Raw genomic sequence first — 20,463 nt, 5'->3', positions numbered from 1 at the left:
GTCAAGGAGACAACGGGATGCCTTCCCCCTCCAGTGAGCTGTTCTCGGACCCCGGCGACGAAGCGAGCGTCATGCAGGCCTGGGAGTCCTTCGTGCGCGGCGACATGGCGCCGGAGCCCGCACTGTCGCTGCGCGCGCTGGTCGACGTCTCGTGGCAACGCTGCCAGGCGGCCAGGGTCGACCCGAACCAGCGCAGCGGTCCCGAGCCCCTGCCCGATCAGGACCTTTATCTGTTGCGCGAACGGCGCCGCGAACTGCTCGAGGCGAGCGCGCCCGTCATGGCGTGCGCGCGGGACTTCCTTTCGGAAACCGGCACGATGATGGTGCTCGCCGATTCGTACTCGACGATCCTGAGCGTCGAAGGCGACACGCCGACGGTCGGCTCGGCCGAAACCATCGCGCTGATGCCGGGCGTGCGCTGGAGCGAAGCGCTGTGCGGCACCAACGCGATCGGCACGGCGCTCGCGGTAGGCGAGCCCGTGCAGATCCATTCGGCCGAGCACTATTGCGCGGGCATCAAGCGCTGGACCTGCTCGGCGTCGGTCGTCCGGCATCCGATGGACGGCGAGGTGATCGGCGCGGTCGACGTCTCGGGCCTTTCGCAGACCTACAATCGCCAGAGTCTCGCGCTCGTCGTGACCACCGCGCGGCGCATCGAGAGCCGGCTCTCGATGGGCGAGATGGAACGGCGCAACGCGCTGCTCGAACACAGTCTCGACTACTGGAACCGTGCGCACGCGCAGGGGCTCGTGCTGTTCGACCGGCGCGGCAATCTCGTCAAGCTCAACGAGTCGGCGCACGCGGCGCTCGCGCGGCTCGCGGCACACGGCGCGGCCGTCGAGGCGGCCGATCTGCGGCAGATTCCGCAGCTGGCCGCCGGGCGGCTGCAGGCGAGCGTCGACGCGCACACGCTGCCCGCGTGGCTGCGCCCCGAATGGCTCGAACCGCTCATGGTCGCGGGCGAGCATATCGGCACGCTGGTCGTACTGCCGTATCCGCCGCGTGCGCACGAATCGCGCGCGGGCGGCGCCGAACGGTCCGCGAGTGCGCGACCCGATTTCGCGAACATCGTGACCGGCGACGCGGCCATGCGCGGCGCGATCACGCGCGCCCGCCAGCTCGCGCGCTCGCGCGTGCCGATCCTGCTGCTCGGCGAAACGGGCGTGGGCAAGGAGGAGTTCGCGCGCGGCATCCACGAGGCCGGCGAGGGGCCGTATATCGCGCTCAATTGCGGCGGCATGGCGCGCGAGCTGCTCGCGAGCGAGCTGTTCGGCTATGCCGACGGCGCGTTCACGGGCGCGCGCAAGGGCGGCATGATCGGCAAGATCGAAGCCGCGAACGGCGGCACGCTGTTTCTCGACGAGATCGGCGAGATGCCGCTCGACATGCAGCCGCATCTGCTGCGCGTACTCGAACAGGGTGAGATCTATCGGCTCGGCGAGAACGTGCCGCGCAAGGTGAATTTCCGGCTCATCGCGGCGACGCACCGTGATCTGCGCGCCGAGGTCGCCGCAGGGCGCTTCCGCATGGACCTCTACTATCGCGTCGCGGTGAGCACGGTGCCGATTCCCCCTCTGCGCGAGCGGCGCGGCGACATCGCGTTGATCGCGCGGCATTTTTTGCTGCGCCTCGCGCCGGGCGCCACGCCGCCGGGTTTCACGCGCGCCGCGCTCGACGCGCTGCACACCTACGACTGGCCCGGCAACGTGCGCGAATTGCGCAACACGATCGAGAGCGCGCTGCTGCTGAGCGAGGGCGGTCCGATCGACCTAGAGCATCTGCCGTATGAGCTGCGTGAGGCGTCCACGGCGGACGCCGGGATGGCCTTCAGGGCCGCGGCGGGCTCCGGATTGGCGCACGCCCCCCCTCGCGGGACGACGGCCGCCGCGACGATGCCGGGCCACGTGACGAGTATCGCCGAGGGTGAGGAGGCGCTGATCCGGCGCGCGATTGCGGCCAGCGACGGCAATCTCACGCGCGCGGCGCGTCAGCTGAATATCGCGAAAAGCACGCTGTACGTGAAAATGCAGCGTTATGGGCTACGCCGTCCCTGAGCTTCACAATGCAACCCTGCCGTACCACACGACGTTGCAACGCGTTGCGGTCAACTTGCTTTCGTCAATCGCGCTAAAACGGCGGATTGTCGTTGACCCACTTTCCTTCTCGCGAGCCGATAGCGCTCCGCTTTCCGGTTCTGACCTCCGACTTTTTTTGTCCATGGCGCCCGCTCCGCAGATCACCGACGGGCAGCCAGTATCTTCGCAACTTCCGTAAAGCACTGTTCTTCGGGTAAGTGCTAATCCAGGTCGGTCTTGAGCCGTTATTCACGAGTGTCCTGCCAGTGCACGCCCAGTCCAGCGGGCGCGGTGCCTCCTCATAGCCGGGGGAGCTTACCACTTGATCGACCCTTCCATTACCCCGCCATGAAACGCTTCGCTCGATTCAGCCTGATTCACCGACTGTATGCAGTGTCGGCCGCATTGATTGTGGCTCTGACAGCAGTCGCCGCGATCTCGTGGATGCAGTTGTCTGACGCCCAGCAGATTGCAACCAACGCAGGCGATGTGCGAATGCAGCAGTTGGAGCGCATTGCAAGCACCGAACTCAGCGTGACGAAGGTATTGCTGGATTTGCGCCAGGCGATGCTGGTGTCCTCAACGGGCGACGTACAGGCTGCCGCGCAGAGTATCGACGCGGAACGTCAACAGATCCGGCACAACGACGAAGCGTTCCTGAGCAACATTACCGACGAGGCGGGAAGGGATGCCTTTCACAATGTCTGGCTCAAGATGCAGGCCGACGCGTGGCCGGTAGCCGAAGCCAATCTTCGACTCGTTCAGGATGGCCGCCGTGACGAAGCGTTCCAGATGTTGACGGCGCAAACGATCCCTACCTTTGCGCGCATTCAAAAATGGTTGGGCGAGGAGCGCGCCCGCCAAGGGGAACAACTTGGCGGTCAGGTCTCGGACATCGAGCAAGCCTTGCAGTCGACGCGGTTGCTGCTGGTAAGCCTCGTGGCCGGCATCGCAATGGGTCTCATCGCGTTCTCCTGGTACATCGGAAATCGCCTTCGCAGCCGCGTTGCCGAAGCTCAGAAAGTGGCTGAGCGAGTTCGGGACGGCAATTTTGCGGTTACGGTCGTCGATTCCCACGCTGATGAGATATCCCCGCTGCTCGGTGCCCTTGGCGCCATGCAGAATTCGTTGTCCGACGTGGTGCGCAGTGTCCGCCACAATGCAGAAAGCGTGGCGTTGGCCAGCGCTGAAATTGCGGCTGGCAACGCGGATCTGTCCGCGCGCACCGAAGAGCAGGCAGCGTCACTGGAGGAAACGGCATCGAGCATGGAAGAGCTGGCCAGCACGGTGCGTCACAACGCAGACAACGCAAGGCAGGCGACGGCGCTGGCGAACACCGCATCGGACATCGCCCAGCGCGGCGGAGAAGTGGTCGGACGGGTGGTCGAAACCATGCACGGGATTTCCGATAGTTCAGCCAGGGTGGCGGAGATCATCAGTGTCATCGAGGGCATCGCATTCCAGACCAACATCCTCGCGCTCAACGCCGCGGTCGAGGCTGCCCGCGCCGGTGAACAGGGTCGGGGCTTTGCGGTCGTGGCCGGCGAAGTCCGCACGCTCGCGCAACGCAGTGCAAGCGCGGCCAAGGAAATCAAGGATCTGATCGTCGACTCGGCAAGCAGGGTGGACACCGGTTCGAAGCTCGTTGAGGAAGCCGGCAGCACGATCACCGAAGTTGTCCAGTCGGTGAAGCGCGTGACAGACATCATGGGCGAGATGGCGGCCGCCTCGGTTGAGCAGAGCAATGGTATCGAGCAGGTCAGTCAGGCGGTCAGCCAGATGGACCAGGTGACCCAGCAGAATGCCGCGCTGGTCGAAGAAGCGTCGGCCGCCACGCAGTCGATGGCCCAGCAGGCCCAAGGGTTGCGTGACGCGGTGTCCGTATTCAAGGTCGTCGACCGGGATGCGTCCTCGTCGCGCCTCGATGCCCCGCAAATGGTTGCGCGTCGTTCCGCGCCCGCCGCTCGCCGGCCTTCCCGTTCAACGTCGGACGCGGGGACGCCCGCTATGGCCGCGGACGGGCATACCTCTATCGCGACCGACACGGGGTCCGCGGCCTGGCAGGCGTTCTGAGGAGTATGGAAATTGGACGATACTGACGCAGCGCTGAAGAAGATTGGCTTGCTCGTGACCGCCAACACGAAGAACATGAGCATGCTTGGGGCACGAGCCATGGTGCTGGGCAAGTTTCTCGAAGTCGCCCTGCCCCAGCTCACACCGGCGCAGCGCGCCGAGGTCAGCCGCGCATTCCGGCTGGGTATTGAGGATCTCATGTCGTTGATGGACGACGTGCCCTTGCCCGCAGGGTATCACTCCACCTTGCTCGAACTCACCAATGGCATCCTCGCCGCCCTGAGCCAGGGATCTGTCGCGAGTCAATAGAATGTCTCACCCGCCGATTGCGGCGCGCATGTGTGAACCCCGCAGGCCGAAAACATCAAACCATCGGTCTCCGAAGCGAGCGGGATCAGGCATGCGGCTCCGGTGCAAATAGCCGGCTCGGTTGAGCTGAACACGATAGCGATTCCCGATTGCACCGGAACCCGTATTTCAGCCGCTGGCCCGCGGCTCCATAAACGTATGCCGGAAATACTCGCGCACCGCATGCATGGCAGGGCTCAGATCCTTGTTCTTGCGCCACGCCAGACCCACACTCATCGCCGGAACGGGGTCGAGCAGCATGATCGTTTCGATGCGCCGGCCTTCGAGCGACCACGGCCGGTAGACCATGTCGGACAGAATGGCGACGCCCGAGCCGTTCGCGACCATGCTGCGCACCGCCTCCACCGACGAGGTGCGCAGCATCACGTTTGGCCGCCATGGCGTCTCGTTCCAGTAGCGCATTGCCGTTTGCGCGGCTTCGTCCACGGTCAGCATGACGAAGGGCTCATGCGCGACTTCGGCAAAGGTCACGCTCTCGCGCTTGAGCAACGGGTGATGCGCGCCCACCCACAGCCGCCGCACGGAATGAATCACGGGCTCCAGCGCGAGTTCCGGGTTCGAGACGTTCGACGTGAGCAGGACGGCCATGTCGTACTGACCGGTGATCAATCCTTCCTCGATCGCGTCGCGGTTCAACTCGTGCAGTTGAATGGTGAGGCGCGGATACAACGCATTGAGCCGCTGGATGTGATGCGGCAGGAAATAACCCAGCACCGTGTAGCTCGCCGCAATGGCGAGCGTGCCGGTGAGCGTGCTTTCCAGGTTGGGAATGCGCATGGCCTCGTCCACCGAGGCGAGAATGGTGTAGGCGTGATTGAGGAAGCGCCGCCCCGTGTCGGTCAGCGTCACGCCTGAAGCGGTGCGCACGAAAAGCTGCGTGCCGAGGCTGTCTTCCAGTTCCTTGATGGCACTCGTCACCGCCGACTGCGATATGGTCAGATGAATGGCCGCTTGCGAGAGTTGCCCGAGTTCGGCCGTCGCGACGAAGTACTTGAGCTGCCTGAGGGTAAGCGCCATCTTCAATGGGAAGTGAATGCGTCAGGCAGAAGACTAGCCCGCATTATCGAAAAAATCGATACCGAAGCATATAAAAATAAAACTTTTTTGGCCACCTCCGTCCATATAACCTCAGCTCGACAGTCGGCTGCGCGTGTTTCGAAACACCCGGCCGAACGAACGAGGAGGGAAACCGTATGAAGAAGCAGTCCGTCGACCTGAACTCCGATATGGGAGAAGGCTTCGGCCCCTGGCGCATTGGCGATGGCGTGGACGAGGCCATCATGCCGCTCATCAGCTCGGCGAATATCGCCACCGGCTTTCATGCCGGCGATCCAAACATCATGGCGCGCACCGTTCAACTGGCGCGGGAATCCGGCGTCGGGATCGGCGCGCATCCCGGTTTTCGCGATCTGGTCGGCTTCGGCCGCCGCAATATCGCCGAAGCGCCTCAGGCGCTCGTCAACGACATCCTCTATCAACTCGGCGCGCTGCGCGAGTTCGCGCGGCTGCACGGTCTCAGGCTCCAGCACGTGAAGCCGCATGGCGCGCTTTATATGCACGCCGCGCGCGACGAGGCATTCTCGCGGCTCCTCGTCGAAACGCTGCAACAGATCGATCCGAATCTGCTGCTCTTTTGCATGGAGTCGTCGGCGACTTATCGTATTGCGCGTGAAATCGGCCAGCCTGTCGTGCGCGAGTTTTACGCCGACCGCGATTACGACCGCAGCGGTTCGATCGTCTTCACGCGCCGCGTTGGCCGCCTCGACGCCGGCCAGGTCGCCGGGAGGGTCCGGCGTGCGTGCATCGAAGGCAAGGTGCGCACGGTCGACGGCGACGACATCGACATCGACTTCGATTCCATCTGCATCCACAGCGACACGCCCGGCGCGCTGGAACTCGTGCAAACCACTCGCGAGCACCTCGTTCGCGAAGGGATTCGAATCACCGGGCCGCTCGCGCCGACGACCAGGTTCTAAATCAATTCAAGGAGAGACATGATGGCATTGCACGATATCGTGAGCCCCCTGCCGGGCACGTTCTACCGGCGTCCCGCGCCCGAAGCGGAGTATTACGTCGCCATCGACTCCGCCGTTCAGGCCGGCGCGGTCATCGGCCTCGTCGAAGTGATGAAGCAGTTCACAGAAGTCGAGACCGAGGTGTCGGGCCGCGTGGCGGAGCTTCTCGTCGAGGACGGCGAGCCCGTGGATGCGGGACAGGTGCTGATGCGCATCGAGGAGTGAAGCGATGAACGTGGACAATTCGACGGCGTTCTACCGCCCCTCGCGCATTCGCACCGTGCTGGTTGCCAATCGCGGCGAGATCGCGGTGCGCGTGATACGCGCGGCGCAGGAGCTCGGCATGCGCGCGGCAGTCGTGGTGAGCGACGCGGACCGCGACAGCCTCGCCGCGCGCATGGCCGATGAAGCCGTGCATATCGGTTCTTCGCATGCGGCCAAAAGCTATCTGAATCCCGCTGCGGTGCTCGCCGCGGCCCGGCAATGCGGCGCGGACGCCATTCATCCGGGCTATGGCTTTCTCTCCGAGAACGCGGATTTCGCGGCGCAGGTGGAGGCGGCAGGCCTCATCTTCGTCGGCCCGGCTTCGCAGGTCATTGCGACGATGGGCGACAAGGCCCGCGCCCGCGAAACCGCGCAGCGCGCCGACGTGCCCACGGTGCCCGGCAGCGCAGGCATTGTGAACTCGCTCGAAGAAGCGCGCGAGGTTGCCACGCGCATTGGCTACCCGATCATGATCAAGGCGGCGGCGGGCGGCGGCGGACGCGGCATCCGCGTGGCGCACGACGCGGCGCAGCTCGACGCCGAACTGCCGCTTGCCCAGCGCGAAGCCCAGGCCGCGTTCGGCGACGGCGGCGTCTATCTGGAGCGCTTCATCGCACGCGCCCGGCATATCGAGGTCCAGGTGCTGGGCGACGGCAATGACGTGATCCATCTGTTCGAGCGCGAGTGTTCGCTGCAGCGGCGGCGCCAAAAAATTCTCGAAGAAGCCCCTTCGCCTTCGCTCACGCCCACGCTGCGCGCGGAGCTTTGCGCATCGGCGGCGCGCCTCGCCAGACAGGTGGGCTATCGCAGCGCAGGTACGCTGGAATATCTCTTCGACGAAACGCGCGGCGAATTCTATTTCATCGAAATGAATACGCGCATCCAGGTCGAGCATCCGGTGACGGAGGCCATCACGGGCATCGATCTCGTGCGCGAAATGCTGCGCATTGCCGATGGCGAGCCATTGCGCTTCAAGCAGAGCGACATCGTGCTGCGCGGCGCGGCACTTGAATGCCGCATCAACGCCGAAGATCCGCTCCACGATTTCCGCCCGAATCCGGGGCGTGTGGAAGAACTGGTCTGGCCGACGGGCCCAGGCGTGCGGGTCGATTCGCTGCTCTATCCCGGCTATGTCGTGCCGCCCTTCTACGACTCGCTGCTCGCCAAGCTGATCGTGCACGACGAAAGTCGCGCGGCGGCCATCGAACGCCTCGCACGCGCGCTGCGCGAGCTGCAGATCGGCGGCCTGAAAACCACCGCCGTGCTGCATCGCGCGCTCGTGGCCGACGACGACGTGCGCGCAGCCCGTTACCACACCAACTATCTGGAAACCTGGATGGCGGCGTGGCGCGCGGGCAGCGAGGCCGCCTCGAACGCGGCGCGCGAGCCCGCCGTGGCGGGCTCGACGAGCGCAAGGGAGGCGTCATGACCATACGCTACACATTTGGCGGCGACGAATTCGTGTTCGCCGAGATCAGCGAAGCGATGTCGCTCGACGCGTTTTTCAAGGGCACGGCAATCACGCGCGAACTCCAGCGCCGCAACGTGGCGGGCGTGACCGAGATCTGCCCCGCGAATGCCTCCTACCAGGTGCGCTATGACCCCGATGTGATCGCCCCCGATGCGCTCGTGGCGCTCCTGCGCGACATCGAGGCCGAAGTGGGCGAAGCGGCGCTCGACATCGACACGCGCATTGTCGAAGTCCCGGTGCTCTACAACGATCCCTGGACGCACGAGACGCTCATGCGCTTTCGCGAACGTCACCAGGACCCGTCTTCGACTGACCTCGAATACGCGGCACGCATCAACGGCAAACGCGACGTCGACGAATTCATCGCGGCGCATGCGGGATCGCCGTGGTTCGTTTCGATGGTCGGATTCGTGGCGGGGCTGCCGTTCATGTACCAGATGGTGGAGCGCGAGCGCCAGCTACAGGTGCCCAAATACCTGCGGCCGCGCACCGACACGCCGAAACTGACGGTCGGCCATGGCGGCTGCTTCGGCTGCATCTATTCGGTGCGCGGCGCGGGCGGATACCAGATGTTCGGCGTGACGCCCGCGCCGATCTTCGACCCCGCGCAGCGGCTCGACTACCTGCGCGAGTTCATGGTGTTTTTCCGGCCCGGCGACATCGTGAAGTTCAAACCCATCGACCGCGCGGCTTACGACGAAGCCGTCGCCGCCGTCGAAGCGGGCACGTTTGCGCTGCGTGTGCAGCCCGTGAGATTCTCGCTCGCCGATTTCCTTCGCGATCCTGACGAATACAACCGTTCCCTCGTGGAGGTGCTGTATGCCAACTGATACGCTCAATGTGATCGAGGTGCTCAAGCCCGGACTGGCCACTTCGGTGCAGGACACGGGACGCCAGGGCTACTACCACGTCGGCATTCCGCCCTCCGGCTCGCTCGACCAGTACTCCTCCCGCGCGGCGAACCTGCTCGTGGGCAATGCCGAAGACGCGGCCGTGCTCGAACTGACGCTGCTCGGCCCCGATCTCCTGTTCCACTCGGACGCACTCATCGCGCTGACGGGTGCGCAGATGACCCCGAAGATCGACGGCGTGGCCTATGCCGGCAATACCACGCTGCGCATTCGCGCGGGGAGCAAGCTGACGTTCGACTACGTGAAACGTGGCGCACGCGCGTATCTGGCGGTCTCCGGCGGCATCGACGTGCCGTCCGTGCTCGGCAGCCGCTCGACCTACACGCTCGGCGCCATCGGCGGACTTGCGGGCCGCCGCCTGCAAAAAGGCGACCGCCTCACGACAGGCGCGAGCCGCCCGAACGCGGGTGAGGGAGCCGAACTGCCAGCCGCCTTGCGCGCGAAGCTCGACACCACAGTCGAACTGCGCGTGCTCACGGGGCTTTATCACTACCGCCTCACCGCCGAATCGGCCCACACGTTCTTCGAAGACGAATGGACTGTCGCGCCTGAAGCGGACCGCATTGGCTATCGCTACAAGAACGGACGCCCGCTGCACTTCATGGAACGCGAGCAGCCGTTCGGCGCGGGGGCCGACCCGTCGAATATCGTCGACGCCTGTTATCCCATTGGCTCGATCCAGGTGCCGGCCGGGCTGGAGCCGATCATCCTGCATCGCGATGCGGTGTCGGGCGGCGGCTACGCCACCATCGGCACGGTGATCAGCGCGGATATGGATCTGATCGGCCAGATGCAGCCCAACTACCGCGCGCGCTTCGTGAGCGTCACCCTGAATCAGGCGCTCGCGGCCCGGCGCGAATATCAACACCGCCTCGCCCTGCTGCGTGAAGCGCTAGCGCGCTAGCCCTTCCGAGGCCAGGGAGCGGCTGGCAGCAGCGCCGCCCCCCTGCTTTTTCCTTTCGCAACCCGCGCTCCGTGCGGCCCCGGGCCACACGGCGGGAACACTCGCGCCTTTTTTTGCAGCATCGGCTGCCCGCCCGGCGTCAAGGCAGCCCCGCGGCCATCTCGCACCGCGGTTCAGACGCCGTTCGCAAAACTCAGACTCGAGGAGCAGGACCATGGCCAATCTGGCGCAGGAAAGCACGGAGGCGGACGTCGATCTTTCGACAGCCGCCATCCCCGACAGCGCAAGAATGCCCCCCTTTGCGCTGACGATGGCGTGGTGGGCAGTATGCAGCGCGGTGTTCTATATCGTGGTGGGCGCGACGCTCGCGCTGAACTATGGCGCGCGCAACGCGTTGATCGGCATGGCGCTATCAGTCGTCTCTTATGGCGCCGTGAACACGATCATCAGTCGCTATGCCATCCGTACGGGTTTGTCGGTCGCGCTCTTTTCACGGGTGCTGTTCGGCAGCGCGGGCGCCGCGCTCGCGACGCTGATCTTCTTCGCGACCGCCATTTACTATGCGGTATTCGAAGGCTCGGTCATCGCCGTCGCGGCCAACCACCTTTTTCCCGCGCTCGCCTACAAATGGGCCGCGCTGATCGTGGTCTGCTACAGCGTGCCGCTCGTATTCGGCAGCGTGCAACACTGGCTCGACAAATTCAACGGCGTGCTGCTGCCGTTCTATCTGCTCGGACTGCTCGCGGCCGTGGGACTCGCGACCTGGGAATTCGGTTACAACCCTGCGTGGCTGGACTTCGGCCCCAAGGGCGCGGCGCCGGCCGACGGCTGGTGGCACTGTTTCGTCTATTACATGGGCGTGTGGGTGCTCATGATGTTCACGTTCGACTACGCCCGCTTCGGGCGCAAGGAAGACGCGCAATATCACGGTCGCTGGAATTTCGGCATGCCGTTCTATCTCGTCACCTTTCTCGTCAACGGCGCGGCAGGCATTTATCTGGTCAGCACGATTCCCGGCCTTGGCACGCTTTCCGAAGTGTCGGTCGTGCTGGCCTTGCTCAAGCTGATGGGCATCTGGGGACTGCTGTTCGTGTGGGTCACGCAGTCACGCATCAATACGGCGAACTACTATCTCGCCACCATCAACATGCAGGCGTTCTTCCAGAAAGCCGCGGGCCTGCGGGCGCCGAAGTTCCTCTGGGCGCTCGTGGTCGGCGTGGTGGTCTACGTGCTGATGATGGCGGATATTTTCTCGAAGATCCTTCTGGCGCTCGCCTGGCAGGGCATTTTCGTCGTCGCGTGGGTAGGCGTTGCGCTTGCGCATATTACGTCCGCGCGCTATGTCCGGCTCATCGGCGAGGATATCGAATGCAGGGATTCCCACGTACCGCAGTTCAATCCTGGGGGGTTGATTGCGTGGTTCGCGGGGGCGCTCGTGGGGTTCGCGTTGAACACCTCGTCGGGTTTTCTCGCGTCGCTTTCCGCGCCGGCCACCTTCGTCGTTTCGTGGGTCGTGTATAGCGGGCTGCTGGCAACCGCGAAGCGGACGTGGTTCGTGCGCAATACCTGAGGCAAGCTTCGACTCGGCAAGGCCGGACCATTGCGCGAGTCGAATGCCCTCGATGCAACCTGGCGGCCACACGGTTTCCCAGTTCCGTAAATCAGCCTGCCTTCACGCCGAGCGCGGCGATCTCGTGTGCCATCGTGTCCTCGACCAGTTGCAGAAACGTCTCGACAACGGGATTGGCTTGCTGGGACTGGGGATACAGAATAAAGCCACGGAAAAAAATCGCCGGTTCGAATGGCCGGAACACAATGCGCCGCGCGTCCGCTTCCAGCGCGGCCAACGGATTGACGATGCCTATGCCTAATCCGCGCGACACCAGCGCGCAGATCGTCGCGCCGTACGGCGTTTCAATGGTCGGCACCTGGCCCACGCCGGCGGGCCGCAACGCACGGTCCAGCGGTGTGCGCGTATCGTCCGCGTAAGAGGGCAAGATCAACCGCTCGCCGCACAAATCGGCAGCCCGAATGCGCCTGAGTGCCGCGAGCGGATGGTGTGCCGGTAGCGCGCACAAACCCGGCAGCCGGTATAGCTCGGCGCTCGTCACGCCGAACGCATCGGGCGTAGTCGTCCCGAAGCCCACGTCGCAGTGGCCCGACGACACCCAGCGCTGGATCGTGCTCTCGCTGCGCATTTCCAGCGACACCGGCACACGCGGATAAACATCGACGAAGCGTTCGATCACAGCGGGAAGAAATGACAGCGCGAGTACAGGCGCCGCGACAATCCGCAAACGCCCGCTACCAAGCTGTCGAATCTCGTTCGCTGAATGCTCGAGCTTTTCGAGTCCGACGAAACTGCGGTCCACCTCGCGATAGAACGCACTGCCCGCGTCCGTAGCGTGTATCCGGCCGCCGTTGCGCACGAATAGCGTCAACCCCGTTGACGCTTCCAGTTCCGCGATCAACCGGCTGATGCTGGGCTGCGAAGAGCTGAGCTCCTCCGCGGCGGCCGTCATCGATCCGCGCAGCATCACGAGCCGAAACGCTTCAATTTGCCTGAGATTCATACGCTCTCCGATGCAATGCAACATGACCGATACGATAGCTTGCCATATCAGAAATGAATGGAAGACTTTTTTGGCGCTATTTGACCGCATGATTTCCCGCGGCCTAGACTTGCCTCACGTCGAGCTTACAGGTCCTGATTCATGCGCCCTGATGCCCTGCTGTTTCATCACGCCTTCCGCTGTGCGCCGTACTGGTGGGACGCCGCGCCGCCCGAAGCGTCGAATGCGCCATTGCCCGCGAGCGTGGATGTCGCGATTGTCGGCAGCGGTTATTGCGGGCTGTCGGCAGCGGCCGAAGCCGTGCGTCGCGGCGCAAGCGTCGCCGTCCTGGATGCGGCGGAGATTGGCGCGGGAGGCAGCACGCGCAGCGGCGGCATGGTGTCGAGCGGACAGAAGCTCGCGTTGACCAACGCCATTCGCGGCGTGCCCGCCGACCGCCTGAAGCGGCTGATGTGCGAGTCGGCGGCCAGCTTCGACTATCTCAAACGGCTCATCGCGGAAGAAGCGCTCGACGCCGACCTGACAATCACCGGTCGCTTTTTCGGCGCCTATACGCCTGCGCATTTCGACGTGCTACGCGATCAGGGACAGGTGCTGCGCGACAGGACAGGCGTGACGGTTCATGTGATCGAGCGGGACGCGCAACGCGCGATCATTGGCTCCGATTACTACTACGGCGGCATTCTCATCGACGAATATGGTGGCCTGCACACCGCGAAATATCATCGTGCGCTGCGCGAGCTCGCACGGCGGCGCGGTGCCACCATGCACTCGCATGCAGCGGTGCAGCGCATCGAACGCGAGGGTCCGCGGTTTCGCCTGCACACGGCGCGCGGGACGCTCATTGCGCGTCGCGTGCTCGTCGCGACCAATGGCTATACGGGGCCGCTGCTGCCGTTCTTCTCGCGGCGGCTATTGCCCATCGCAAGCTACCAGATCGCCACCGAAGCCTTGCCTGACGGCCTGATGGACGCGCTCAATCCCGGCCGCCGCATGATTAGCGATTCGAAGCGCAACCTGTTCTATACACGCCCATCGCCAGACGGCACGCGCATGATTTTTGGCTCACGGCCTGCGATACGCGAACTGGGCGAACGCGAAGCCGCGCGAAGGCTTTACTCGAAGCTGGTTCAGCTTTGGCCGGCATTGCGCGACGTACGCATCACGCATGCATGGAAAGGCTATATCGCGATGACGAGTGACAAGCTCGCGCACATCGGCACTCACGAGGGCGTTCACTACGCGCTCGGCTGCAATGGGAACGGCGTCGCACTGATGAGCTACCTGGGACATCGAATCGCAAAGAACATGCTCGGCGTCGAACGCGATATGGGTGCTTTCGGCGAAGGCACGTTTGCGCTGAGCCGCGCAGGCATGGTGCGCCGTATCGCCGTGCCGCTCGGCACCGCGCTCTACAAGGCCGACGACCTCGTGCGCGGGCGTACGCGCAGCGCGCTGTCGTAGGCGCTCACGGTATATCGTTGCGTCAGCAGCTTTGCGTCGAGAGAGATGACAATGATCGAAATCACCGTGCGGCGCAACCGGATGCTCGCGCAAATGAACGTGCTCGGAGCGCGCCCGGGAATTCCTCGCGCGCATTCTCCACTAGCCCGCGCTATCTCCGCAATTTTCGTTGACCGCCGTTTCCACATGGGGAGTTTCAGATGCGATTCCTTCAGTTTGTACGCAACCTCGCCATTGCAACGTCGCTCTGCGTCGTCGCGGCAACGGCCGCCCGCGCCGAAGACGTCGGCACGCTAACGCAGGGCAAGATCGTCGCGGGCGTCGACGCTAACAATAAACCGTATTCATACATCGACAACGGCAAGATGACGGGTTTCGACGTCGAACTGATCCGCGCGATTGCCGCCAGGCTCGGGCTGTCCGCCGACTTTCGTGCGCAGGATTTCGCGGGCCTGCTGCCGAGCGTCGCAAACCGGCAGATCGATCTCGCGGCGGGCTCCATCTCGATCACAAACGAGCGTCTCAAGATGGTCGACTTCTCTGAGGGCTATTTGACTGGCCTGCTCAGTGTCGCCACGCTGCCCGGCAGCACGATCACCAGCGACGTCGCGTCCGTGAAGGACAAGCGCATTGGCGTTGTCCAGGGCACGATCGAAGACACCTACTCGGCCAGCTATCTCCCCGGCGCGCAAATTGTGCGCTTTCCCAACCTGAACGCGGGCTTTCTTGCGCTACGCAACAAATATATCGACGGCTACTTTGTCGACAAGTCGCTCGTCGAAGGTCTGCAAGGCAAATATCCACAAGCCAATATTGCCGACAAGCTCGACATTTCGGCCGTCAATCTGCCTGCGGGATTTCCTGTGCGCAAGGGCAACACGAAACTGGAGGCCGCGCTCAACAAGACGCTCGGCGAGCTCGTCGCGGACGGTACGTGGATGAAGCTGTACCTGGAGTTCCATCCGGGTTACCCGAAGCCGGCCCAATTGCCCCCGTACGCGATGAAGTCCGGCACCTAAGGCTCGATTTACGCAACGGGCGCACGTTTGGCCGAGTGCGGTCGCCTTTCATCCCCGGACACTGTTGAGGCAAGCCCAAATGGATGCGTTCTTGCAGAACTTCTTCGACTGGCCGCTTCTTCTGGACTCGCTGCCCGCACTGCTGGGCACGGGCCTCGTGAACACGCTGATACTGTCGTTGTTCTCAACGGCGCTCGGCATTGTCGCGGGCATGGCGCTTGCCCTGCTGGCCGTCTCCAACACGCGTTGGCTGACGTGGCCCGCCCAGGTCTTTATCGACGTGTTTCGCGGCCTGCCCGCCGCCCTCGTGATTCTCGTGGTGGGCCAGGGGCTCGCGCCCGTTGGTCTTTCGCTGTTCGGGCCGAATCCGTATCCGCTCGCCATCGTCGCGCTCGCGCTGATCTCGTCGGCCTATATTGCCGAGATATTCCGCTCCGGCATCCAGAGCGTCGGACGCGGGCAAATGAACGCGTGCCAGGCGCTAGGCATGACGTACTGGAGCGGCATGCGCCACGTGATCGTACCGCAAGGCATACGGCGCATTCTCCCGGCGCTCGCGAACCAGTTCATCGCCATCGTCAAGGACTCCAGCCTGGTTTATTTCCTTGGATTACTAACGTCGCAGCGGGACCTGTTCACAATCGGCCAGAACGCCGCTGTCAACACCGCCAACCTCTCGCCGCTGGTCGCGTCCGGCATCGTGTATTTGCTGATCACCGTGCCGCTCACGCATGCAATCAATCATATCGACCGCTGGACCAATCGCTTCAGCAATCCCGGCGCCCGCCGCGACAAGACGTTGACACGCACGCTGCGCGCCACTCGCCGCGAAGAGGCCCTGCAATCGCAAACGCACGCGGGAACCGCCGGGCAGCGCTCCTGAACCCTCATATAGACCGATCAAACATGGGACCGAAAGTCGACATCGTTGCCGACGACATCAAGCTGCCGCAACGCGCCGACGTCGTCGTGATAGGCGGCGGCATCATCGGCGTGTCCACCGCGCTTGCGTTGAGTGAAAAGGGCCTCAGCGTGGCGCTGTGCGAGAAAGGCCATATCGCCGGCGAGCAGTCCAGCCGCAACTGGGGCTGGGTGCGCGTGACGCGGCGCGATCCCCGCGAACTCCTGCTGAGCATTGAAAGCCTCAAGGTGTGGCGTACGCTCGACAAGAAGCTCGGCATCGAAACGGGATTCAACCAGTGCGGCATTCTTTATGTATCGAACGACGACGCGACACTCGAACGTCATCGCGACTGGCTACGACGCGCGCGGGACATTGCCGGCGATGCATTCGATACGCGCGTAATGGATTCACGCGAGATCTCCGCGTTGTTGCCTGGCGCGACACGCGCGTATAAAGGCGGCATTTTCACGCCAGGCGACGCGCGCGCGGAACCGCAAAAGGCCGCGCCCGCGATCGCGAACGCGCTGCGCGAACGCGGCGTCAGCATACTGACGCCGTGCGCGGTACGCGGCGTCGAAACGAGTGGTGGGCGCGTGAGCGCTGTCGTCACCGAGCACGGTACGATACGCTGCGATGCAGCCGTGGTCGCGGGCGGCGCATGGACGCGCTATTTCTGCGGCAATCTCGGCGTCGATCTGCCCCAACTGCTGACGCGCGCATCGGTGCTGCGTACCGAACCGATTGAGGGCGGCCCGACGTGCAGTGCCAACAACGAGGAGTTCGCCTTTCGCAAACGTCTGGACGGCGGCTATACCGTCGCCTACGGGCTGCGCACGCATGCCGATCTCACACCCGATTCGTTCCGCTTGTTCTTTAAATACATCGAAGCGCTGAAGAGCCAGCTGGGTGCCTTGCAGATCAGCGTCGGCAGGCGGTTTTTCGACGAGCTGAAACGGCCGCACCGCTGGCCGCTGGATCGGCCAACCGTGTTCGAAGCCGTGCGTACGCTTGACCCCGATCCCATCGTTCCTTATGTCGACAAGGGCCTGCAGGCGTTCGTCGCCGCCTTTCCACGGTTGTCGGCCGCGCGCATCGCGCAGCGCTGGGCAGGCTATATCGACGTTACGCCGGATGCCATTCCGATCATCTCGAACGTTGCGCCAGTGCCTGGACTGTTTATCGGCACGGGCTTCTCCGGCCATGGCTTCGGTATCGGACCCGGCGCAGGCAAGCTGATGGCGGATATCGTCCATAACGACGAGCCGCTCGTCGATACCCATGCGTTTCGCCTGAGCCGCTTTAGCGACGGCTCGAAGATCACGATCGATGCAGGGTTTTGACGCGTTCACGGTTCGATGCCGCGCTTGCGGCGCGCGCTACACTGGAGCTTTCCGCTCCGGGATCAAGCAGTGCCCAAAGTCTCCACGATCCGCGACGTCGCCCAGTACGCAAAGGTGTCGAAAGCCACCGTGTCCCGCTATCTGAACGGCAGTCTCGCGCTTCCGCCCGAAACCTCCGAACGCATCGACGCGGCGATCGCCGCGCTCAACTACCGGCAGAACAGCCTTGCGCGGCGCTTGAGCCTCGGCAGCAGCGAAACCATCGGACTCGCCATGCCCGATGTCGCCAACCCGTTTTTTGCCGAAATCGCGGACGAAGTCGAGCTGGCCGCCTCCGAGCACGGTTACGGGCTGTCGCTTTGCATCACGCGAAACCAGTTCGATCGCGAGTCGCTGTATATCGGCTGGCTCGACACCCAGCATCTCGATGGCTTGATCCTCGTCTCCAACCGTCCCGACGACGGCTCGCTGCGCAACCTGATCGGCACGCGCGGCAACATCGTGCTCATCGACGAGGACATCCCCGGCGCCGATGTGCCCAAGGTCTTCGTCGACAACGTGCAGGGCGGTTATCTCGCAACCCGGCATCTGCTCGCCGCCGGTCACCGGCGCATCGCCCACGTCAGCGGGCCGCGCGGGCTCTTCACCGTGCAGGAGCGCTGCGAGGGCTACCGTCGCGCGCTGGCGGAGGCCGGCATTGCGTTCGACGAATCGCTCGTGTGCTTCGGCTCCTACGAACGGCAGTTCGGCGCGACGGCGCTCGCCGGACTGCTCGCGCTGCCCTCGCCGCCCACCGCGGTCTTCGCTGCGAGCGACTACCTGGCCGTCGGCATGCTCGAACTCCTGCGCGATCGCGCAATCAGCGTCCCCGCCGACATGTCCATCGTCGGCTTCGACGACATGGAGTTCGCCAGCCTGCTGATGCCCCCCATCTCGACGCTGCGACAGTCCGCACGCGAACTCGGGCGCAAGGGCGTCGAACTGCTGCTCGCACGCCTCACCGGCAACGCGCCCGCTGTCGTCGAACGCCTGCCGGTGCGGTTGATCGAGCGCGCGTCCGTGGCGCCGCCCTCCCGGTAAACCCTCCCCGCAAATTTATTTTGATGCCGTTGACAGCGCTCATCCAATGGCGGTACTTTTGTGTAAACCGGTTTACAAGCAGGTGGATTTGCCATCGTCAGGCGCGACGGTCGGTTGCGTCTCCTGAAGTGTCACCAACAGAAGCCGGGATCGCCGCGTGGGCGGCAGTCCCGGGCCTTCGTCCTTTCTTGAAGGGGAAGTTGATGAACGCAGCCAAGCTGTTCCGCCGGACCCTGCCCGCCGTCGCGCTCGCCGGTGCCCTCTCGCTGCTGGGCATGACGGGCGCGGCGCACGCGGCCGGGAAGAAAAAGATCGCCCTCGTCCAGATCAATCAGGAAGCCCTGTTCTTCACGCAGATGGACGACGGCGCACAAAAAGCGGCGCAGGCAGCCGGCGTCGATCTCGCGATCTTCAATTCGAACAACGACCCGAACGCGCAGAACAACGCGATCGAAACCTACATTCAGCAGAAGGTGGACGCGATTCTCGTCGCTGCGATCGACGTGAACGGCATCAAGCCCGCCATCACCGAGGCGAAGAAGGCGGGCATACCGGTGGTTGCCATCGACGCCGTCGTCAATGGCGACAACGACGTGCAGGTGGGCGTCGACAACCACAAGGTCGGCGTCGAGATCGGCGCCTATACCGGCAACTACATCACGAAGTCGATGGGCGGCAAGGCGCAGGTGGGTGTGGTAGGCGCGCTCAATTCGTACATCCAGAACGTGCGTCTCGACGGCTTCAAGTCCGGCCTCGCCAGCACGCCGGGCGCGAAGATCGGCTCGACGGTCGATGGCCAGAACGTCCAGGATCAGGCGCAGACGGCTGCCGAGAACCTGATCTCCGGCAACCCGGACATGTCGGTCGTCTACGCCACGGGCGAGCCCGCGCTGATCGGGCTGGTTGCGGCGGCGTCGGCGCAGGGCGTGACCAACCGCGTCAAAATCGTCGGCTGGGACCTGAGCGCACAGGCCATCAAGGGCATCGACCAGGGCTACGTGCTCGCCGTCGTGCAGCAGGACCCCGAAGGCGAAGGCAAGGCGGCCGTGGCCGCGGCGTTGAAGCTGATCGCGAAGCAGCCGGTGGAGAAGAACATCTCCGTGCCGGTGACGATCGTCACGAAGGCCAACGTCGGCAAGTACCGCAGCGTGTTCAAGTAACCGGAGCCCGCGCCCCGCGCGGGACGCGCAAAGGGAGGAATCCAGATGAACAGTGCAGCCACGGCGGCGCCGATGCGCGTACGCATGCGCGACATCGCCAAGCAGTACGGAGCGATCCAGTCGCTGCGCGGCGTCAATCTCGAAGTCGCTCCCGGCGAGGTGCTGGGCCTGGTGGGCGATAACGGCGCGGGCAAGTCCACGCTCTCGAAGGTGCTCTCGGGCGCCGTGGTTCCCGACAGCGGGACGATCGAGATCGACGGCGCGGCCGTCCATTTCGAGGACCCGGGCGACGCCCGCGCTCACCATATCGAGATGGTCTATCAGGACCTCTCGCTGTGCGACACCGTCGACGTCGCCGGCAACCTGTTTCTCGGCCGCGAGCCCATGCGCCGTATCTGCGGCGTTCCCATGCTCGATCACGCGAAGATGCATCGCGACGCGCGCGAGATGCTCGACGGCCTCGGCATCCGCATTCCCGACACGCGGCTCGACGTGGAGAATCTCTCGGGCGGCCAGCGCCAGGCCATTGCGATCTCGCGCGCCGTTTCGTTCGACCCGAAAGTGCTCATCATGGACGAGCCGACGGCCGCGCTCGCCGTGGCCGAAGTGGAAGCCGTGCTCGAACTCGTGCGCACGGTCAGCGCGCGCGGCGTCAGCGTGATCCTGATCAGCCATCGGCTGCAGGACCTGTTTCTCGTATGCGACCGCATCACGGTCATGTACGAGGGCCGCACCGTCGCGGACCGCCCGATCGCCGAGACGAACCTGCAGGAAATCGTCGATCTGATCGTCGGCCACAAGTTCAACGCGCGCTCCGCGCGCCCACTCGCGGGGAACTGAT

The 20,463-nt window shown here is 64.2% G+C and carries 18 protein-coding genes; 16 read left to right on the top strand and 2 right to left on the bottom strand.

What is annotated here, in order from left to right; translation table 11 throughout:
* Positions 1 to 17: 17 nt before the first annotated feature.
* The 3 genes from BHE01S_RS25740 (at position 18) to BHE01S_RS25730 (ending at position 4,457) form a co-directional block, all read left to right on the top strand.
* On the top strand, positions 18 to 2,054 hold the full coding sequence (locus tag BHE01S_RS25740; RefSeq protein ID WP_042268882.1) for a sigma-54-dependent Fis family transcriptional regulator: 2,037 nt from the start codon (positions 18 to 20) through the stop codon (positions 2,052 to 2,054).
* Between the two features lie 369 nt (positions 2,055 to 2,423).
* Positions 2,424 to 4,148 carry a methyl-accepting chemotaxis protein gene (locus BHE01S_RS25735; protein ID WP_042268848.1) on the top strand — a complete coding sequence of 575 codons (1,725 nt, stop codon included), beginning with the start codon at positions 2,424 to 2,426 and terminating at the stop codon, positions 4,146 to 4,148.
* A 12-nt stretch (positions 4,149 to 4,160) separates the two neighbouring features.
* Positions 4,161 to 4,457, top strand: coding sequence for a hypothetical protein (locus BHE01S_RS25730; RefSeq protein ID WP_042268847.1), 297 nt, complete (start codon positions 4,161 to 4,163; stop codon positions 4,455 to 4,457).
* A 168-nt stretch (positions 4,458 to 4,625) separates the two neighbouring features.
* Here the strand turns inward: BHE01S_RS25730 and BHE01S_RS25725 are convergent, their stop codons facing one another.
* On the bottom strand, positions 4,626 to 5,534 hold the full coding sequence (locus tag BHE01S_RS25725) for a LysR family transcriptional regulator (protein ID WP_042268845.1): 909 nt from the start codon (positions 5,532 to 5,534) through the stop codon (positions 4,626 to 4,628).
* 176 nt (positions 5,535 to 5,710) lie between these two features.
* Between BHE01S_RS25725 and BHE01S_RS25720 the strand changes: the two genes are divergently transcribed.
* From BHE01S_RS25720 to BHE01S_RS25695, 6 genes are all read left to right on the top strand, one after another.
* On the top strand, positions 5,711 to 6,493 hold the full coding sequence (locus tag BHE01S_RS25720; protein ID WP_042268844.1) for a 5-oxoprolinase subunit PxpA: 783 nt from the start codon (positions 5,711 to 5,713) through the stop codon (positions 6,491 to 6,493).
* A gap of 21 nt (positions 6,494 to 6,514) precedes the next feature.
* Complete coding sequence (locus BHE01S_RS25715) at positions 6,515 to 6,757, top strand: acetyl-CoA carboxylase (protein WP_042268881.1); 243 nt, start codon at positions 6,515 to 6,517, stop codon at positions 6,755 to 6,757.
* A 4-nt stretch (positions 6,758 to 6,761) separates the two neighbouring features.
* The gene (locus BHE01S_RS25710; protein ID WP_042268842.1) at positions 6,762 to 8,225 is read left to right on the top strand and encodes an acetyl-CoA carboxylase biotin carboxylase subunit; all 1,464 of its coding nucleotides are present in this window, start codon (positions 6,762 to 6,764) and stop codon (positions 8,223 to 8,225) included.
* Complete coding sequence (locus BHE01S_RS25705; RefSeq protein ID WP_042268880.1) at positions 8,222 to 9,097, top strand: 5-oxoprolinase subunit B family protein; 876 nt, start codon at positions 8,222 to 8,224, stop codon at positions 9,095 to 9,097. Before BHE01S_RS25710 ends, BHE01S_RS25705 begins: the two co-directional genes overlap by 4 nt.
* Positions 9,087 to 10,082, top strand: coding sequence for a 5-oxoprolinase subunit C family protein (locus BHE01S_RS25700; RefSeq protein WP_042268841.1), 996 nt, complete (start codon positions 9,087 to 9,089; stop codon positions 10,080 to 10,082). Before BHE01S_RS25705 ends, BHE01S_RS25700 begins: the two co-directional genes overlap by 11 nt.
* 214 nt (positions 10,083 to 10,296) lie before the next feature.
* On the top strand, positions 10,297 to 11,652 hold the full coding sequence (locus tag BHE01S_RS25695; RefSeq protein ID WP_042268840.1) for a purine-cytosine permease family protein: 1,356 nt from the start codon (positions 10,297 to 10,299) through the stop codon (positions 11,650 to 11,652).
* Positions 11,653 to 11,743: 91 nt separating this feature from the next.
* Here BHE01S_RS25695 and BHE01S_RS25690 read toward each other — a convergent pair whose 3' ends face one another.
* Positions 11,744 to 12,655, bottom strand: a complete 912-nt coding sequence (locus BHE01S_RS25690) for a LysR substrate-binding domain-containing protein (protein WP_042268839.1) — start codon at positions 12,653 to 12,655, stop codon at positions 11,744 to 11,746.
* Positions 12,656 to 12,796: 141 nt separating this feature from the next.
* Here BHE01S_RS25690 and BHE01S_RS25685 point away from each other — a divergent pair, with 141 nt between their 5' ends.
* The 7 genes from BHE01S_RS25685 to BHE01S_RS25655 all read left to right on the top strand — a co-directional run bounded on the left by BHE01S_RS25685 (position 12,797) and on the right by BHE01S_RS25655 (position 20,462).
* Positions 12,797 to 14,119, top strand: coding sequence for an NAD(P)/FAD-dependent oxidoreductase (locus tag BHE01S_RS25685; protein WP_042268838.1), 1,323 nt, complete (start codon positions 12,797 to 12,799; stop codon positions 14,117 to 14,119).
* Positions 14,120 to 14,319: 200 nt separating this feature from the next.
* Positions 14,320 to 15,138, top strand: a complete 819-nt coding sequence (locus BHE01S_RS25680) for a substrate-binding periplasmic protein (protein WP_042268837.1) — start codon at positions 14,320 to 14,322, stop codon at positions 15,136 to 15,138.
* A gap of 79 nt (positions 15,139 to 15,217) precedes the next feature.
* Positions 15,218 to 16,021, top strand: a complete 804-nt coding sequence (locus tag BHE01S_RS25675; RefSeq protein ID WP_042268836.1) for an amino acid ABC transporter permease — start codon at positions 15,218 to 15,220, stop codon at positions 16,019 to 16,021.
* A 23-nt stretch (positions 16,022 to 16,044) separates the two neighbouring features.
* The gene (locus tag BHE01S_RS25670; protein ID WP_042268835.1) at positions 16,045 to 17,382 is read left to right on the top strand and encodes an NAD(P)/FAD-dependent oxidoreductase; all 1,338 of its coding nucleotides are present in this window, start codon (positions 16,045 to 16,047) and stop codon (positions 17,380 to 17,382) included.
* 69 nt (positions 17,383 to 17,451) lie between these two features.
* Positions 17,452 to 18,462, top strand: a complete 1,011-nt coding sequence (locus BHE01S_RS25665; protein WP_042268879.1) for a LacI family DNA-binding transcriptional regulator — start codon at positions 17,452 to 17,454, stop codon at positions 18,460 to 18,462.
* A 203-nt stretch (positions 18,463 to 18,665) separates the two neighbouring features.
* Positions 18,666 to 19,622 carry a substrate-binding domain-containing protein gene (locus BHE01S_RS25660; protein ID WP_042268834.1) on the top strand — a complete coding sequence of 319 codons (957 nt, stop codon included), beginning with the start codon at positions 18,666 to 18,668 and terminating at the stop codon, positions 19,620 to 19,622.
* 45 nt (positions 19,623 to 19,667) lie between these two features.
* A complete protein-coding gene (locus BHE01S_RS25655) occupies positions 19,668 to 20,462 on the top strand; it encodes an ATP-binding cassette domain-containing protein (protein WP_042268833.1) in 795 nt (264 codons plus the stop codon).
* Position 20,463: the final 1 nt, after the last annotated feature.

The organism is Paraburkholderia heleia NBRC 101817 (assembly GCF_000739775.1).
Classification (GTDB): domain Bacteria; phylum Pseudomonadota; class Gammaproteobacteria; order Burkholderiales; family Burkholderiaceae; genus Paraburkholderia; species Paraburkholderia heleia.
The sequence above is the reverse complement of the archived record's forward strand: the minus strand, read 5'-3'. Positions and strand labels throughout refer to the sequence as shown.